Source organism: Acidovorax sp. FW305-C-20-28 (genome assembly GCF_058783375.1).
Map to the genome: position 1 here is coordinate 22541 of NZ_JBYSYM010000048.1, position 15623 is coordinate 38163.

A 15623-nucleotide genomic window follows, 5' to 3' on the forward strand; every position below is an offset into this window, starting at 1 on the left:
GGTGGGCGGGCTGCGGGGGCGGCCCCGGCGGGGGGAATCGGCGCTTCTCCAGGGGCCTGTGTTCATTTTTGGCGGATGTTCATGAAACATGAACACGCAGAAAAAATGAACATCGGGGTGGTGAGCGCACCAATGAAGGCAACGCAAAACCAAGTCCCTCGTGCGACGCGCACCCAGGGCACGCTCCATCGCGAAGACTTGGTTTTGCGTTGCCTTAACGCCGCGAGCGGTACCGTCCCTGTGCGGCCGCGGCGCCCCGGTGGCGGGTCTGCACCGGGCCGGCGCGCCGTCGTCAATCCACCGCGCGCACCCCCTGCACCAGGCTGCCCAGCTTGAGGTACAGCAGCCCGTCTGCACCCATCCACCAGTTGGCGCTGGGCGCAGGCACCTGCGCCGCCGCGCCCTCGGGCAGCAGCCACTGCGGCACCAGGCGCCAGCTTTGGCCGGCCAGGGTCACGGTGAAGGCGCCGTCATTGGCCTGGGGCTGCACGGCCAGCGTGGCGCCGGGCAGCGCGGCCTGAAAGACCGCCTGGGCCTGGGTGGCATTGAGCAGTGCGGGCAGCAGCAATTGCCTTGTGCCATTGCCGGTCTGCAGGTAGATGTGGCCTTGCTCGTCCACACCGATCTGCGGTGTGCCCGTTGCGCTGCCCGCACCGGTCCAACCGGGCTTGAGCACATAGGTGCGGCCCCCTGTGCGCAGCTGGACCACGCCCTCGGCACCCAGCCGGATCTGCGCGCCGGGCAGGACGGCCGTCACCGCATTGGCCAGGCCTGCGAGGTCGGCCACGGCCGGCGCAAACTGCACCACCACGCCGCCGCGCACCCAGCGCAGCAGGCCCAGGGGCGTGAAGCTCAGGCCATCGGGCAAGGTGGCGTCGATGGTGATGGGCAGCGTGGGCAGCAGCTGGAACAGCTGGCCACCATCGCGCATCAGGAGCACGCCCGATGCGGTCGCTTCCAGCCCCTGGGCCAGGTTCACGCCCGACAGGCGCGCCAGCGGGCCGGCGAGGCGCGCGAACACCTTGCTGTCCACCGTGATCGCGGCCGGCAGGTTGGCAAACACCATGGGGTCACCGGGCTGGCTGGTATTGCCCGCGAGCGAGCCCAGCGTGATGGACACCACGGCGCCTTGCTCGTTGACCTGCAAGCGCTCGCCCGCCTGCAGCCCCATGCGGCCCAGCTGGGGCAGGCTGCCCTGGGGTGGCAGCAAAGCGCCGGTGAGCACGGCCACCGTGAACGGCTGCACCTCGATGGTGGTGCCGGCCTGGCCGGCGCTCAGCAACACCGTGCCCGCCAGCGCCATGGGCTGGCCCGCCGCCGTGCTGGTCATGGATGCAAAGCCCTGCTGCACCACCAGCACGCTCTGGCCATTGACCTGGGCCACGCGCAGTTGCGTGCCGGGGCTGGCCTGCACCTCAAGGGGCTGGTTGTTGATGGTGAACTGCAGGCGCACAGGGGTGCCGCCAGTGCTGGCAGGGAGCACGATGATGGCGTTCTCGGCACCGGCGCCAACCACGATGGGCAGCGTTGGGTCGGTGATGGTCGTGGTGCCGGCCGAGTTGACTGGCAGCATGCTTGGCGCCGAGGGGCCGGTGTCGGGCGCCGCCATGGTCACCGGGGCGCTGGGGGCCGAGGCCGTACCGGGCCCCACGCTGTTGCTGGCCACCACGGTGAAGGTGTAGGCCGTGCCATAGGCCAGGCCCGCCACGGTGCAGGTGGTGGCCGTGGCCGGTGCGGGTGTGCAGGTCTTGGTGCTGTCCTGCACAGCCGCCACGGTGTAGCTGGTGACGGCGGTGCCGCCGTTGTCTGTCGGCGCGGTCCATGAAACCGTGGCCCGCGCGTTGCCGGCCACGGCGGTCACCGCCGTGGGGGCACCAGGGGTGCCCAGGGGCGTGACCTGGGTGCTGGGTGCCGAGGCTGCTCCGGGGCCTGCGCTGTTGCTGGCCACCACGGTGAAGGTATAGCCCGTGCCATTGGCCAGGCCCGCCACGGTGCAGGTGGTGGCTGTGGCCGGTGCGGGTGTGCAGGTCTTGGTGTTGTCCTGCACGGCCGTCACGGTGTAGCTTGCGATGGCGGCGCCGCCGTTGCTGGAGGGTGCTGTCCAGCCCACCGTGGCCTGGGCATTGCCGGCCACGGCCGATACCGCCGTGGGAGCCCCGGGGATGGTGTGCGGGGTGGCCACGGTACTGGGCGCCGAGGCCGCGCCGGCCCCCACGCTGTTGCTGGCCACCACGGTGAAGGTGTAGCCCGTGCCATTGACGAGGCCCGACACGGTGCAGGTGGTGGCCGTGGCCGGGGTGGGCGTGCAGGTCTTGGTGCTGTCTTCCACGGTGGTCACCGTGTAGCCGCTGATGGGGCGGCCGCCATTGGCAGGGGCGGTCCACGAGACCGTGGCCTGGGCGTTGCCTGCCACAGCGCTGGCGGCCGTGGGGGCATAGGGCGGCAAGGCGATCAACTTGCGGGCAGGGCCAGACACATAAATTGCAAAGTACAGATCGCCCGCAGCATCCAGTGCCAATCCAGTGGTCACGTCACCCAGCCCTACGGTGGAGCTGATCGCGCCAGTCGCCGCATCCACCTGGCGTATGCGGAGATTGCTGCTATCCGTGATGTGCAGGTTGCCCGCCGTATCCACGGCAACGTGGTAGGGATGGCTCAATTGCGCCGCTGTGGCCGGGCCGCCGTCGCCGCCAAAGCCCCTGACCCCATTGCCCGCCACCGTGCTGATGATGCCTGCGCTGTCCACCTTGCGGACGCGGTTGTTGTTGAATTCCGCGATAAACAGGTTCCCCGCTGCATCCATGGTAACCCCGGTAAGGTTGCCCAACGCCACCGCCGTGGCTTGAACACCATCGGTGTTGGCGGGGGCGGCCCCCCCGCCTGCCACGGTGCTGATCACGCCAGCGCCGTCCACCTTGCGGATGCGGCGGCCGTTGTACTCCGCAATGTAGAGATTGCCCGCAGCGTCCACAAAAACGCCTTGGGGCATACTCAATTGAGCCGCCGTGGCCTGGCCGCCATCGCCGCCAACGCCTGCCGTCCCCGCCACGGTATGGATGTCGCCCGTGGCGGCATCCACCTTGCGGATGCGGTGGTTGCCACTGTCCGCGATGTACAGGTTGCCTGCTGCATCCAAGGCAATGCCATACGGGGCGGACAACTGCGCCGCCGTGGCCGGACCACCGTCGCCGCTGAACCCGCTGCTGCCCTGCAGCCAGCCCGCCACGGCGCTGGTATTGCCCGTGATGGCATCCACTTTGCGGACGCGGTGGCCAATGACTTCCGCGACATACAGGTTGCCCGCCGCATCCACGGCCACGCCTGCAGGATAGAAAAATCCTGATCCCTTGAAGGCGATGTCTTGCGCCAGGGCCGGCCCGGCCAGCAGCAGGGCGAGCAGGCTGCACCAGAGCCAGCGCAGCAACCGCCTGGGCGAGCAGGGCGCCAGGATTGGCATTGGGGCCGGCGAGCGGGGGGCAGCAAGGGGGTGGTAGGGGTACATGGCCATCGGTCAGTCGTTCTGTGCGAGGCAATGTATCCACTTGTTTTGGGTTTGTATGTCCCTAGAACTTGCGACAAGAATGCAGCCGGCACGCGCCGCCGGGGCAGCCTTTGCGCACCCTGCACGGGTGCGGCGCATGCGAAGCATCCACCCCTCCCGATTGCGCCCCAACGCGGCTGTAGAAAGACGTTGAACAGGCTCCAAGGGCAGGCCTGCGCGATCAGGCGGCAGGGCGGTCTGGCCGCGCCATGCTGTGCCGTGTGCCCTACACCACCGACCAGTCCCCATCCCCCAGCACCGCCACCCCGTTCAGCCGCACCAGGCTGTCCTGCCCGCCCAGTGCGGCCGTGGCGTCGTTCACCAGCAGGTAGGTGTCGCCAGCGTAGCCAAAGGCCATGGCCTTGTTCGCGCCGGCCGTGCTGGCGGCCAGGGTGGCGGCGTCGAGCAGGGTGGCGGATGCGGCGATGCTGGCCAGCTGCGCGGTGCTGGGCGTGGCCTTGGTGGTGGGGGTGGCGGCGGTCAGGCGCAGCTGGTCGGTGCCGCCCACGAAGTCGGTCACCTCGATGGCCGAGCGGCGCAGCGCGGCCGCGCTTTCGAGCCCCAGGGCCAGCGCCGCCGGGCCGGCCAGGCCGGTGAGGGCGAGCACGTCGGCCCCCGCGCCCAGGGTGATGCTGTGCGCGGCGCGCGCGCCGAGGGTGACGGTGTCGGCCCCCGCGCCCGCGTCGATGGCGGCGCGCCCGCCGGAGGCGTCGTTCACGCTGATGCGGTCGCCCGCCTGGCCGCCCAGGATGCCGATGGGCGTGGCGCCCGTGGTGGCGAAGCTAAGGTCCAGGGCCGCCTGCATGAAGCTGGCGTTGATGACCTGAACATGGGCGCCTGTGATGGTGGTGGTGAGGGCCTGGTTGCCCGAGAGCGTGATCTCCTCGGCCGCGGCTGCGGTGATCCTGGCCGTGTTGACCGTGGTGGCGGCCACATTGCCGGCCACGCTGCTGATGCCCACGGCGACCCTATCGGGCACGATGAGCTCGTCCGCCCCCGTCGCATCGGCCAGCGAAAGATTCACCGGCGCATTCCTGTCCGCAGGGGCCTTGAAGTGCACCGTGAGCGCCGTGCCGGCCAGCGAGTTCTGGATGCTTACCCGCGCGTCGCTGGGCACCCCGGTGAACGTGGCGCTGCCGCCCGGGGCCGCGTCGAGCGTCAGCACCCTGATTTCAGACGACTTGTCCGCGCCAAAGTGCGCCCCCGTGCCCGCGGTGATGAACACCGTCGCGATGCCGCGCAAGGTGGGCACCACCGTGTCGCCGGCCCCCAGTGTGGCCTTGAGCACATCGCCCCTGATGCCGCTGCCGCCGCTGTCAATGGTGTCTGCCGAAGTCAGCCGGCCGGGCTCCATGGCCAGAAAGACGTCCTCGTACATCGTGCCCTTCAGCGTGTCGGCATCGCTGGTCAGCTCGAACGTGGCGCCCGTGCCCACCGGGTAGGCGCCTCCTATCGCAAAGAGGCTGTTGCCAGGGTTGGTGGAGAAGGCGTGCGCCGCCGCGACCTTGTCGTTCCAGCGCACCGCCGCGGCCGCGTAGATGGCCAGGTCGCCCGTGGCGCCCTCCAGGCCCGACAGCAGCTGCCCCAGCTGCAGCGCAACGGTGCCCACATTGCCCTTGCCCACCGCGGCCAGGTAGTCCGCCAGCGCCGCCTGCAGGCCGGGGTTGGGCAGCAGGCCCATCCTCTCCAGCAGCAGGGTCGACACAAACGCTTCGGACCAGGGACCATCGCCATAGTTACTGCCAAGCTGCTGCGCCACCACCTCGGCCCCCTTGGCCTCGGCCTCGGCCACCCAGTAGCCATACGAATTCGGCCCGTACCACAGCGGCCGCTCGAAGAACAAGCGGCTCAGCATGCTGACGGTGGCGTGCGCACCGGTGATGTTCAAAGGCATCTTCAACCTCCCAGGGTGTTTTTTTGGTGTGGGGAGGCTATCGCACCCACCCGGCATGGCGGTGTGCCGGCCGTCACCGCCAACCGGCAACTGTTTGCTACCGGGGCTGGGCTGCTACCGGGGAGGGCAGTGCCCGGCGTCAGGGGGTGGCTTGAACAATACTTAACCAATGTTTTTGAGGTAGAACATTGGTTTTCCATTGCTTGAGGGGGCGGATAGCGTTATAAAACCATCGTAATTGTCAAAAACAATGGTTTTCTATCGTGCAATCCCTTGAAGACTTTGCCCAGGAGATGTCTCGGCACCAGAAGGCGCGCCGGGTGACCGCGACCGAGCTGGCCGGGCGAGCGGGGCTCACGGACCAATCGGTGCGCGCCATGCTGCACGGCCACGCGGCGCCGCGCCTGACCAACGCCATGGCGCTGGCCGATGCGCTGGGGCTGGAGCTGGTGCTGGTGCCCAAGGCGGTGGCGCAGGAGATGCGGGCATCCGCAGAGCCGCCCCAGGCCCGCACGGTGGTCAGTGACATCGAGCGCACATTGGGCATTCGGAGCGAGGCGGTGAGCAGGGCGGCCGAGCCGCCTTCAGACCATCGCCCTCAGCCCCGCCGCTCGCGCGGCCCCAACAAGGGCCAGCAACCATGAGGTACCGCGCCCTCGACGTCTTTCTGGGCGACCAGCCTCGGCGCCGTGTGGGGCTGTTGTTCCAGTACGGCACGGGCCGCTCGGCGATCACCCGGCTCGTGCCGGACGGTGGCTACTGGAATGCCGACAACGCGCCCGTGTTCGCCCAGCTGGCGCTGGTGGCAGACCCGGACACCCGGGCCGCCTTTCTGGCCCAGTACGCCGCGCAGCCGTTCTTCAATGGCGAGGGCGAGCTGCTGCCCCCCTTCTTCCAGAACCTGCTGCCCGAAGGCCCCTTGCGCCGGCACCTGGAAGAGCTGGGCCAGCTGGCCAAGGACGACCACTTCGGGCTGCTCAGCCTGTGCGGCACCGACCTGCCCGGCGCGGTGTACGTGCGGCCCGCGCCGCTGGACAAGCAAAGCATCGCGGCGGTGGTGACGCAGCACAACGACGCCCTCGAAATGAGTGTGGTGCCGGTACCGGTGCCCGAGGCCACCTCGCTCTCGGGCGTGCAGCCCAAGCTGTCCCTGGTGCAATCGGGCGGATCGGGCGGGCGCTACGTGGCCCGCACGAAGGATGCCCAGGGCGTGCACATCATCGCCAAGCTCCCCACGGTGGAGTACCCGCTGCTGCCCCAGGTAGAGGCGCTGTCGATGCAGCTGGCCGCCGCTGCCGGCGTGACCGTGTGCCAGGTCGCGCTCGCGCCGCTGGAGCACATCGACAGCGAGCAGCCCTTTGTGCTGGGCGAAGGCAAGTCGTTTCTGGCGGTGACGCGCTTCGACCGCGGCGGCAGTGGCGGCGCGCACATCCACTGCGAAGACTTCGCCCAGATCCTCGGCGTGCCGCCGGAGCAAAAGTACACCCACCCCTACGCCACCTACGCCACCATGCTGCAGCTGCTGCTGGGCATGCCCGCGCTGGGCTCCGACGCGGCCTGCGAGCTGCTGCGGCGCATTGTCGTCAATGACCTGCTGGGCAACTTCGACGGGCACTTGAAGAACTTCGGCCTGCTGTACCGCGATGGCCGCACGCCCGCGCTCTCGCCCGCCTACGACGTGGTGGCCTACGCCGCCTACCTGCCGGGCCGAGGCCACGCCCTGCGCTTCACGGCCGAGAGCCCCCCGCACGAGAGGCTGTCGCCCGCCGTGCTGCGCCGGCTGTGCAACGCCGCCCCGGGGCTGCTCGAAACCAAGGCCCAGGCCGTGGTGCGCGAGACCGTGCAAAAGGCCTTCGCCACCTGGCCCGGGCTGATCGACGCGGCCCCGCTGCTGGCTGCGCAAAAGCAGCGCCTGCTGCGCCACTTCGAGGCCACGCCGGCCGTCGCCTCGCTGGCCAAGCGCGCGGCGGCGAAAGCGGCGAAAGCGGCGCGGGCATGAACGTGCCGCGCTGATGAAACGGGGCCTCCCATCCGGCATGCGCACCTGCGCAGCGGGCCCGGCGCTGGCCTGAGTGACGGGCTGGCTGGCTGACTGGCGTGGAGGAGGGGCGCTGGGGCGCCGTGCATCTGCGCAGGCCTGCGTGTTGGCGCCCCGTCCTACCGCGCGCGGCCCCACGGTACTACCGCGCGCGAACCCACCGCAGCGCCCAATGGCCTCTTTGCCCCTGGAGCGCACCCCATGGCCACCGATCCCAAAGACCACCCCCTGCACCAGGTGCCGGAGCACCTGCCCCGGCCGCCCGGCGACTTGCCGCCCAGCCCCGCGCCCACGCACCCCAACACGCCACCGGACCCGGCCGCTCCCGACACGGTGCCCTGAGGGCTAACCCGCTCTTGCAGGCACCCCCATCGGCTGCACCTGCTGGCGCACCGCCTCGCGCAGCAGCGTGGCCAGGCGGCTCGCGGGGGCCTCGGGGTGGGCCTGCGCGCGGTACAGCACCAGGGAGATCTGCGGCAGCGCCGGCAGCGACAGCACGCTGCGGTCGAGCGGGCGCACATGGGCCGGCAGCCCGAAGGGCGTGCGCACCGTGAGCCCCAGCCCGGCCGACGTGGCGGCCCACAGCGCGGCCAGGCTGGCACTGCCGAAGGCGCGGCGCCAGGGCTGGCCGGCCCGGTCGAGCGCGGTGACTACGATCTCGCGCAGCGGGCACGGCGCGTCGAGCAGGACCAGGGGCAGGGGCTCTTTGCTCTTGCTCTTGCGCGGGCGGGCCGCAGTGCTTCTGGTGCTGGTGTCGATGCCGGTGTTGGTACCGGAGCTGCGCTGCTCGCGCTCGGTCCACCACGGCGCCTCCACCCGCTCGGGCGTGGCCGGGCCTATCCACAGCAGCGGCAGGCGCGCCAGGCGCTCGGCGTGGGGCGACAGCGGCTGCTCGCCCACGTCCCAGGCCAGCGCCAGGTCGAGCTGGCCCAGGTCGAGCCGCTCGCGCAGCTCGCTGCTGCGCGCCACGCAGGCCTCGATGCGCACCCGGGGGTGGGCGCGCGCAAAGCGCCCCAGCACGGCCGGCAGCAGCGTCTCGCCAAAGTCCTCCTGCAGGCCCAGCCGCACCCAGCCCTGCAGGTCGGCGCCGCGCAGGGCGGCGCTGGCCTCGTCGTTCAGTTCGAGCATGCGGTGCGCGTAGGCCAGCAGCGTCTCGCCAGCGTCGGTGAGCACCAGGCCGCGCCCGCTCTTGCGCAGCAGCGCGGTGCCGGTCTGCGACTCCAGCTTCTTGAGCTGCGCGCTCACCGCCGAGGTCGAGCGCCCCAGCTTGTCGGCCGCGCGCGCATAGCTGCCCAGCGCAATGCCGGTGGAGAAGGTGCGCAGCACGTCGATATCGAACATCACCTGGGTCATGGGGGGCTGCCTGTCTTTGAACGTCCTGCTTTTCAGGACGAATGCCGCATTATTTTCTGATTTTCAAAACCTTTCAAACGGCGGAGACTGCGTTGCACCATGACCTCTTCGACCCTGCTTTCGCCGCCGTCCTCATCTTCATCTGCTTCTTCTGCAACGCGCCCGGCGCGCCACCGCTGGAAGGTGCTGGCCGCCGGCGTGGCCGCCAACGCGGCGTTCTCGGTGGCCTTCAGCGGCATCCCCATGACGGCCGTGCTCATGCGCACCGGCTACCAGCTCGACAACGCCACGCTCGGCCTGGTGCTGGGCCTCATGGGGCTGGGCATTGCGGTGAGCGAGCTGCCCTGGGGCCTGCTGACCGACCGCTGGGGCGACCGGCCCGTGCTGCTGGTCGGCCTGGGCAGCACCGCGCTCGCGCTCGCGGCCATGGCGATCTGGGTGGCGCCGAGCGCGCAGCACATCCCCGGCCTGGGCCTGCTGGGCGCGGGGCTGCTGGCGGTGGGCCTGCTGGGCGGCAGCGTCAACGGCGCCAGCGGCCGCGCGGTGATGACCTGGTTCGACGCCGGCGAGCGCGGCCTGGCCATGAGCATCCGCCAGACCGCCGTGCCCCTGGGCGGCGGCATCGGCGCGCTGGTGCTGCCCTACGTGGCCCTGCACGGCGGCTTTGCCGCGCTCTACGGCCTGCTGGCACTGCTGTGCGCCCTGGGCGCGGTGCTGGCCTGGGCCTGGGTGCACGAGCCGCCCAGCGCGGCGCACAGCCCGGCGGGCGCGGCTGGCGCGGCCCCGGCATCGGCACCTGCCGTAGGCACCGCAGGCACCGCCGCGAGCGCACCCACTGCAGCGACCCCATCAGCACCCGGCCCACTGCGCGATGCGCGCGTGTGGCGCATCGTGCTGGGCATCGGCATCCTGTGCGCGCCGCAGTTCGCCGTGCTGTCCTTCGGCACCGTGTTCCTGCACGACTTTGCCCACGCCGGCCTGGCCACCATCACCGCCACCATGGTGGCCACCCAGGTCGGCGCCATGGTGATGCGCGTGTGGAGCGGCCGCTACACCGACCGCCACCGCAACCGCCCCGCCTACCTGCGCGCCTGCAGCGCCCTCAGCGTGGCCCTGTTCGCAGCGCTGGCGTTGCTGGTGCTGCTGGCCGCGGGCACGCCGGGTGCTGCTGCCGCAGCCGATCCCAATGCCTGGGCCCTGCGCGCCGCGCTCGTCGTGCTGCTGGGGCTGTGCGGCGTCTGCGTGTCGGCCTGGCACGGCGTGGCGTACACCGAGCTGGCCACCCTGGCCGGCGCAGCCCGCGCCGGCACCGCGCTGGGCATGGCCAACACCAGCGTGTTTTTGGTGTGCTTTGCCACGCCTTTTTCCATACCCCACCTGCTGGCCCTGCAGGGCTGGCCGCTGGTGTGGCTGGCGGCGAGTGCGTGTGCGCTGGGGGCGATGCCGTTGTTGGTGCGGGGTGGGGTGGGGGCTGCTGCTGCTGCAACGGCCGATCGGAAGGCTGCGAAGGCGGGGGTGGGGCGGTCGGCGTGAGGGGGGCGGGAGGGCGCGATTGCAACGGCACTGAGTGTTTCACCGGCCTTTTGTTGAAGCACGGGGTCGAGTTCGCGTTGGGGCGCAGGGGGCTGGTGGCCTTGAATTTGTGCCGATGTTCATTTATTATGAATGTTCATGTAACATGAACATCGTGAAAAAATGAACATTGACACGGTGATCGAGCAAGCCCTGCACGCCGCAGAGCCCGTTCTGCAGGGTGAGGTTCTGGCTTTGCTGGGCACCAGGGATGATGGAATGGACGCCGTCATCGAGCTCAGCCGTCTCGGGCAAGCCTTTGGCCGGTTTGCGGTGCAGGTGCGCCGCGTAGAGCGCAGCAGCGACTTGGCCTGGTACAGCAAAGAAAGAGAGCGTGGCGAAGTCGATGGGCAGCCATGGCTTCTGATCGCGCCTTACGTGTCGGCCCCGCTGGCCATGGAATGCCAGCGCATGGGCATCAACTTCCTCGACACCGCAGGCAACACCCTTGTTGACCATCCCGCGGCGTACGTGTCCATCACCGGCAGGCCCCGCCCCAAAGAGCCTCGCGAGCCGACCGACCCATCCGCCCTGCGCAAGCCCAGCACCCTGCGGGTGGTCTTCGTACTGCTCACCGTCGAGGGCTTGGCGCAGCAGCCGGTGCGGGCCATTGCCGAGGCGGCCGATGTGGCCTTGGGGTCGGCGTCGAATGCCATCGAAGACCTGGCGGCGCTGGGTTTCATCGCCGGTGGGGCGCGCGAGCGGCGCCTGGCGAACCGGCAGGCGCTGCAGACGGAGTGGGCGCGGCAGTACCCGATTTCGCTGCGCGGCAAGCTCACGCCGCAGCGCTATGCCTGCGTGGGCGATGCCGATTGGCGCAAAAGCCGCCTGCTGACCGATGAGCCCGAGGTGGCGCTGGGTGGCGAAGTGGCTGCCGCCGCGATCACCGACTACCTCAACCCGGCGAGTGCATGCGTCTACAGCTGGATGGACCGGGGCAAACTGCTGCGCAAGCATCGCCTGCGCCCGGACCCAGCGGGCCCCATCGAGGTGTTGGACGCCTTCTGGCCGCGCGCGAACTCGTCAGGCACGCCAGCCGTGGCCCCCTTGCTGCTGGTCTACGCCGACCTGATGGCCAGCAACGAAGGGCGCAGCGTGGAGGTGGCGGGCATGGTGTGGGAGAAGATCAATGGCGATGCTTAAAGTCCGCGCAGATCACCCCGTCGATCCGGGCCTGCATGCGATGCTTGTGCACGCCAAGGCGGCGACGCAGGCGCTTGGGATCGACTTGTTCGTGGGCGGCGCCATGGCGCGGGACATCATGCTCACGCACGTGCACGGGCAGCCCGTGCGCAGGGCCACGCGCGATGTGGACATAGGCCTTTTCATCGATAGCTGGGACCGCTTTGCGGAATTGAAGGCACAGCTTGTCGCGACGCGGGTGTTCTTCGAGGTGCAGGGCAAGCCGCACCGCATGCACTACCTGCGCCCGGGCGGCGTGCCGCTGGACCTGATCCCTTTTGGAGGTGTGGCCAGCGCAGACCAGACCATCACCTGGCCCCCGGGCCATGACGTGGTGCTCAACGTGGCCGGGTTCCAAGAGGGGCTGGACAGCGCAGACCTGGTGGACCTGGGCGCGGGGCTGCAGGTGCATGTCTGCACACTGCCCTCGCTGTCGGTGCTCAAGCTGCTGGCCTGGCGCGACCGCGGCGCGGAGAACAACAAGGACGCCACCGACTTCCTGGCGCTGGCCCGGGCGTATGCCGCTGCTGGCAACACGGACCGTCTCTATGGCGACGAAGAGGCGGGGCTGCTGGAGAGCGTCGGCTACGACCCGGATCTGGCGGGCGCGGCGTTGCTCGGCAAGGATGCGGCAACGCTGTGCAGCCCGGGCACGGCGGCGCAGGTGCGCAGTGTTCTGGCCAATATCGAGCCGATGCTGGACTCGCTCTTGCGTGTGCAAAACCAGCTCGGGAGTGAGGGGGATGGGCAGCGGATGAAGGCCTTCATCAACAGCTACTGTGATGGGTTCATGGGGCGGCTGGGGGGCTGAGCAGGGCGAATTGTGATGGTGGGCATCTGCCAGCGGGGTAGGCCTTACTCGCTGGCGTCTTGCTGTCCCCCAACTGAGAAAATGGGACACACAACACAGGGGGAGCGTGATGAAAAATTTCCTTCGATGGACGGAGGCAATTTACTGCTGGTTGCGGCAGGTTCCTATCACAAGCCACTATTGGTGGGCGGGAGCAATTGTGGCTGCAGCCATTTTTGTTTTGATTGCCTCGGGCTGTACTGAAAAGGCATTTCGCCTGGTAGGCATGTCGTTGCAGTTGGTAGGTGTAGTCACAGTGATGCTGGGCATATCGAAGACGCGGGCAGACTTTGGGCAGCCGTCGTTGCGGTCTCAGTTCCAAACCTGGGCCAAGAGGTTTCCAGCCCTCCATCCCACTCCAATAACGATATCGCTTGGCGGCATTGACTTGGTCCATACCGGTCGAGGCAGCATCCACACTACACGCGGTCCTGCAATAGACCAGTCTGTCGAAGGACGCTTGGACCATTTGGAGAAGGTTGTCAACGATATAGGCTTGGAGCTTGCCAAGACGAGGTCTTCCATTGAAGAAGCCGAGCACAAGACACAGCAGGCGCTCGACAAGCAATCAGACCAGTTCGCAGAAGAGGTTGCCTCTGTTGCGAAGAGGATTGAAGCGACTGCGACAGGGGGTGTTCATGTCTCTGCGATTGGCGTCATCTTTCTGTTCTTGGGCACAGTTTTTGGTGGGATGGCCCCAGAACTTCACGATTGGTGGGGTCACGCCCCATAGGCAGAACTATCGCCATGGGGGTGCATACGGTTGATCTGCGATCGGGAGAGCTGCTCCAGCCCACACGACGACTATTCACTGACGAGACGATTTTGTCGCGCTGGGAGTGTCGATGACCGCAGGGGCGCTCCCACTGTTGGAGATGGCCCTGCCCTGCAAGAGGTCGTGCAAACGGGTGGAAAGGCTGCAGGGCCTTAGCCTCACCCTCAAAACGGCACATCCTCAAACTCCTCCCGCACCGCCGCCTGCTCTGCACCAGCCTGCGCCTGCTGGTGCTTACGCAGGTAACCTCCGCCATCGCGACCCCCTCCACCGTGACCCGGCCCGAGCCCCTGCCCACGCTCCCCGCCGCGCCCCGGCCCTTGCTGCCCCGGCTGCTCGCGCCCCGCGCCACCCCCGCCCAGCATCTGCAGCCGCTCCGCGCGCACCTCGGTGCTGTATTTCTCGGCGCCCTGGGCGTCGGTCCACTTGCGGGTGCGCAGGGCACCTTCCACGTACACCTGGGCTCCTTTGCGCAGGTACTGGCCTGCGATGCCGGCCAGGCGGCCGGTGAAGGTGATGCGGTGCCATTCGGTGGCTTCGCGGGGCTCGCCGGTGTGCTTGTCTTTCCATTTGTCGGTGGTGGCGATGGTGGCGTTGGCCACCTGGTCGCCGTTGGGAAAGCTGCGCAGTTCGGGGTCGCGGCCCAGGTGGCCGATGAGGGTGACTTTGTTGAGGGAGGCCATGGCTTGGGTGTGGGGGCTTGCGTGCTTGGGTTCGAGGGCCCGCCGCCTTGCGCGGCAGGAGTGGTGGAGTGGTGGGGTGGTGGTGGTCTCGCGTGGGCGCGGGGTGTCAAGGCAATGGCGTGTGCGGATGGGCATTCGGCCGTATGGCCAGGCGGCGAGCCGCAGACAGTGCGGTCGCACGGCAAGGCGCGTCAGTCAACGGCGCCAGACGGTCGAATGAATGCCCATCCGCGTCAGGCGCTCCACAGCAGGCCGGCCACGAGGCCGGTGCCCAGGCTCACGGCAAAGCCCAGGGCGGCGGTGAGCAGCAGCTGTTGCCAGTCGCCGAGGCCGGGGTCGGCCGTGGTGTGCGCGGCGTCCGCTGGCGTGGCCGGTGGTGGTGTGGGCGTTGTCGCAGTCACCATGGGCATCGCGGTTGCTGCGCCCTGGCTGCTCGGGCCGTGCGGGCGGCGGTGCACGCGGTGGGCTTGCAGGTGGGGGTAGGTTGGGGTGCGGGGCGGGGGGCTGGCCATCGTCATCATGCGCAGGCCTTCATGTCGTCGTGCAGGTCCACGAGGTAGCCCGAGGCGATGTCGCCGGCTTCGGCGCCGAGGTCGCGGCAGCGGCTTTCCAGGCAGGCGGCGATGTCGGCCAGCACGCCGGCGGTGAAGGCCCAGGCGGGGATGGCGCGGATGGCGGTGCGCGCGGCGTGCGAGGCGCCTTCGTCGGCGGCGGCCTGGCGCTCGGCGCCGTGCGCGGTGTGCTGGCGGCGCTCGTCTTCGGCGGCGCAGGCGGCCATGTGGACTTCGAATGCCATGGGGTGTCCTCCGGGTGTGGCTCGTGTTCCTTCGATGGCTTAAATTATTCCAAAAAGAATATTCCAAGACAAGCGCAAAAGAATAAGTCAACTACCTATGGGGGTACGTAGTGTGGCGCGGGCGTAAAAAAAGCCCGCGCGGGGCGGGCTGGGGGTGGGGGGGCGCTGCGTCAGAAGGGCGTCGGGGGCAGTTGGCCTGCCTTGCTGCGGGGGGCATGCGGCGGGGCAACGGTGACTGCATAGGCAATCGGGGTCGGCGCCTCGACGATCAGGCCATTGCTGCAGCCCACCGAAATGAGCCCTGAGGGCAGGTAGTTGTGCATGCAGGCCCGCGCCGTATTGTCCCGCGCGGAGAAGATGAAGCTGCCGTTCGCGTTCACAAAACCGACCATGGGCGCGCCGACAAATGCGGCGCAGCCGACCTCCTGCCCATACAGGTCGCCGTTGACGTTCATGTAGACCGCCTTGATGTTGCAGTACCCTGGGTAGCTCACGTAGACGGGCCCCAAGTCCGCTTGCGCAGCGCCTGCGGCGCAAAGGGCAACGGCCAGGGCCGCGATTTTTTTCAGCATGGGTTGTCTCCTCCTCGTGCGCAGACGGGGCGCTGCGCGTCGCCTTGTGCGTGAGAGGGAGTGGTGGTGGCTGCCCTGCTGGCGCGGCAGCCGCATTGCGCAGGCCGGCACCGGGGGCCGTGGCAGGCCCCGTGTTGGCGATGCGGGTCCAGCGCACCCTCGTCTCTCTTGCACCAGCGTAGGCCCTTGGCCATGCGGTGTAAAGCAGTCAATGGCAGGCGCACGCAGGGCGGGCGGTGCCGGTGCTGGCCGCTGCTGCAGCCCTTGAGGGTCTGTTCGCACTAATTTTGGGGATCGCGTTGCCCGGCCTGGGGGCTGGATGCAAGGCACCCGTGCGTAGCAAGGTAGGCACCTTGCAAGCGCGGGT

Annotated in this window: 14 protein-coding genes; 7 read left to right on the top strand and 7 right to left on the bottom strand. The window is 68.9% G+C overall.

The genetic code is table 11. The annotated features are described in order from the left end of the window. Positions 1–292: 292 nt before the first annotated feature. A complete protein-coding gene (locus AC3WOH_RS32150) occupies positions 293–3457 on the bottom strand; it encodes a fibronectin type III domain-containing protein (RefSeq protein ID WP_492233400.1) in 3165 nt (1054 codons plus the stop codon). A gap of 310 nt (positions 3458–3767) precedes the next feature. Then, positions 3768–5435: a bluetail domain-containing putative surface protein gene (locus AC3WOH_RS32155; RefSeq protein WP_492233401.1), complete on the bottom strand. Its 1668-nt coding sequence runs from the start codon at positions 5433–5435 to the stop codon at positions 3768–3770. Positions 5436–5698: 263 nt separating this feature from the next. Between AC3WOH_RS32155 and AC3WOH_RS32160 the strand changes: the two genes are divergently transcribed. The 3 genes from AC3WOH_RS32160 (at position 5699) to AC3WOH_RS32170 (ending at position 7815) form a co-directional block, all read left to right on the top strand. Next, positions 5699–6079, top strand: a complete 381-nt coding sequence (locus AC3WOH_RS32160) for a helix-turn-helix domain-containing protein (RefSeq protein ID WP_492233402.1) — start codon at positions 5699–5701, stop codon at positions 6077–6079. Next, a complete protein-coding gene (locus AC3WOH_RS32165) occupies positions 6076–7434 on the top strand; it encodes a type II toxin-antitoxin system HipA family toxin (protein WP_492233403.1) in 1359 nt (452 codons plus the stop codon). The genes AC3WOH_RS32160 and AC3WOH_RS32165 overlap by 4 nt, the downstream gene beginning before the upstream one ends. Before the next feature lie 240 nt (positions 7435–7674). Then, a complete protein-coding gene (locus tag AC3WOH_RS32170; RefSeq protein ID WP_492233404.1) occupies positions 7675–7815 on the top strand; it encodes a hypothetical protein in 141 nt (46 codons plus the stop codon). A gap of 3 nt (positions 7816–7818) precedes the next feature. Here AC3WOH_RS32170 and AC3WOH_RS32175 read toward each other — a convergent pair whose 3' ends face one another. Further along, entirely contained in the window at positions 7819–8826 is a 1008-nt protein-coding gene (locus tag AC3WOH_RS32175; protein WP_492233405.1) for a LysR substrate-binding domain-containing protein, read from the bottom strand. 99 nt (positions 8827–8925) lie between these two features. Between AC3WOH_RS32175 and AC3WOH_RS32180 the strand changes: the two genes are divergently transcribed. From AC3WOH_RS32180 to AC3WOH_RS32195, 4 genes are all read left to right on the top strand, one after another. Next, positions 8926–10359: an MFS transporter gene (locus tag AC3WOH_RS32180; protein ID WP_492233406.1), complete on the top strand. Its 1434-nt coding sequence runs from the start codon at positions 8926–8928 to the stop codon at positions 10357–10359. A gap of 162 nt (positions 10360–10521) precedes the next feature. After that, positions 10522–11541, top strand: a complete 1020-nt coding sequence (locus AC3WOH_RS32185) for a type IV toxin-antitoxin system AbiEi family antitoxin (RefSeq protein ID WP_492233407.1) — start codon at positions 10522–10524, stop codon at positions 11539–11541. A 40-nt stretch (positions 11542–11581) separates the two neighbouring features. Then, positions 11582–12391, top strand: coding sequence for a nucleotidyl transferase AbiEii/AbiGii toxin family protein (locus AC3WOH_RS32190; RefSeq protein ID WP_492233408.1), 810 nt, complete (start codon positions 11582–11584; stop codon positions 12389–12391). Positions 12392–12500: 109 nt separating this feature from the next. After that, the gene (locus AC3WOH_RS32195) at positions 12501–13163 is read left to right on the top strand and encodes a hypothetical protein (RefSeq protein ID WP_492233409.1); all 663 of its coding nucleotides are present in this window, start codon (positions 12501–12503) and stop codon (positions 13161–13163) included. 206 nt (positions 13164–13369) lie between these two features. Here AC3WOH_RS32195 and ssb read toward each other — a convergent pair whose 3' ends face one another. From ssb to AC3WOH_RS32215, 4 genes are all read right to left on the bottom strand, one after another. Then, positions 13370–13888: a single-stranded DNA-binding protein gene (gene ssb / locus AC3WOH_RS32200; RefSeq protein ID WP_492233410.1), complete on the bottom strand. Its 519-nt coding sequence runs from the start codon at positions 13886–13888 to the stop codon at positions 13370–13372. Positions 13889–14121: 233 nt separating this feature from the next. Beyond that, positions 14122–14292 carry a hypothetical protein gene (locus tag AC3WOH_RS32205; protein ID WP_492233411.1) on the bottom strand — a complete coding sequence of 57 codons (171 nt, stop codon included), beginning with the start codon at positions 14290–14292 and terminating at the stop codon, positions 14122–14124. 113 nt (positions 14293–14405) lie between these two features. Beyond that, a complete protein-coding gene (locus AC3WOH_RS32210) occupies positions 14406–14684 on the bottom strand; it encodes a hypothetical protein (protein WP_492233412.1) in 279 nt (92 codons plus the stop codon). A gap of 170 nt (positions 14685–14854) precedes the next feature. Beyond that, positions 14855–15256 carry a hypothetical protein gene (locus AC3WOH_RS32215; RefSeq protein ID WP_492233413.1) on the bottom strand — a complete coding sequence of 134 codons (402 nt, stop codon included), beginning with the start codon at positions 15254–15256 and terminating at the stop codon, positions 14855–14857. Positions 15257–15623: the final 367 nt, after the last annotated feature.

Excerpts from the sequence above, each read along its gene's own strand:
- ssb (WP_492233410.1), bottom strand. The coding sequence starts at position 13,888 with ATGGCCTCCCTCAACAAAGTCACCCTCATCGGCCACCTGGGCCGCGAC.
- AC3WOH_RS32205 (WP_492233411.1), bottom strand. The coding sequence starts at position 14,292 with ATGGTGACTGCGACAACGCCCACACCACCACCGGCCACGCCAGCGGAC.
- AC3WOH_RS32180 (WP_492233406.1), top strand. The coding sequence starts at position 8,926 with ATGACCTCTTCGACCCTGCTTTCGCCGCCGTCCTCATCTTCATCTGCT.
- AC3WOH_RS32215 (WP_492233413.1), bottom strand. The coding sequence starts at position 15,256 with ATGCTGAAAAAAATCGCGGCCCTGGCCGTTGCCCTTTGCGCCGCAGGC.
- AC3WOH_RS32155 (WP_492233401.1), bottom strand. The coding sequence starts at position 5,435 with ATGCCTTTGAACATCACCGGTGCGCACGCCACCGTCAGCATGCTGAGC.
- AC3WOH_RS32185 (WP_492233407.1), top strand. The coding sequence starts at position 10,522 with ATGAACATTGACACGGTGATCGAGCAAGCCCTGCACGCCGCAGAGCCC.
- AC3WOH_RS32190 (WP_492233408.1), top strand. The coding sequence starts at position 11,582 with ATGCTTGTGCACGCCAAGGCGGCGACGCAGGCGCTTGGGATCGACTTG.
- AC3WOH_RS32170 (WP_492233404.1), top strand. The coding sequence starts at position 7,675 with ATGGCCACCGATCCCAAAGACCACCCCCTGCACCAGGTGCCGGAGCAC.
- AC3WOH_RS32165 (WP_492233403.1), top strand. The coding sequence starts at position 6,076 with ATGAGGTACCGCGCCCTCGACGTCTTTCTGGGCGACCAGCCTCGGCGC.
- AC3WOH_RS32175 (WP_492233405.1), bottom strand. The coding sequence starts at position 8,826 with ATGACCCAGGTGATGTTCGATATCGACGTGCTGCGCACCTTCTCCACC.
- AC3WOH_RS32150 (WP_492233400.1), bottom strand. The coding sequence starts at position 3,457 with ATGCCAATCCTGGCGCCCTGCTCGCCCAGGCGGTTGCTGCGCTGGCTC.
- AC3WOH_RS32195 (WP_492233409.1), top strand. The coding sequence starts at position 12,501 with ATGAAAAATTTCCTTCGATGGACGGAGGCAATTTACTGCTGGTTGCGG.
- AC3WOH_RS32210 (WP_492233412.1), bottom strand. The coding sequence starts at position 14,684 with ATGGCATTCGAAGTCCACATGGCCGCCTGCGCCGCCGAAGACGAGCGC.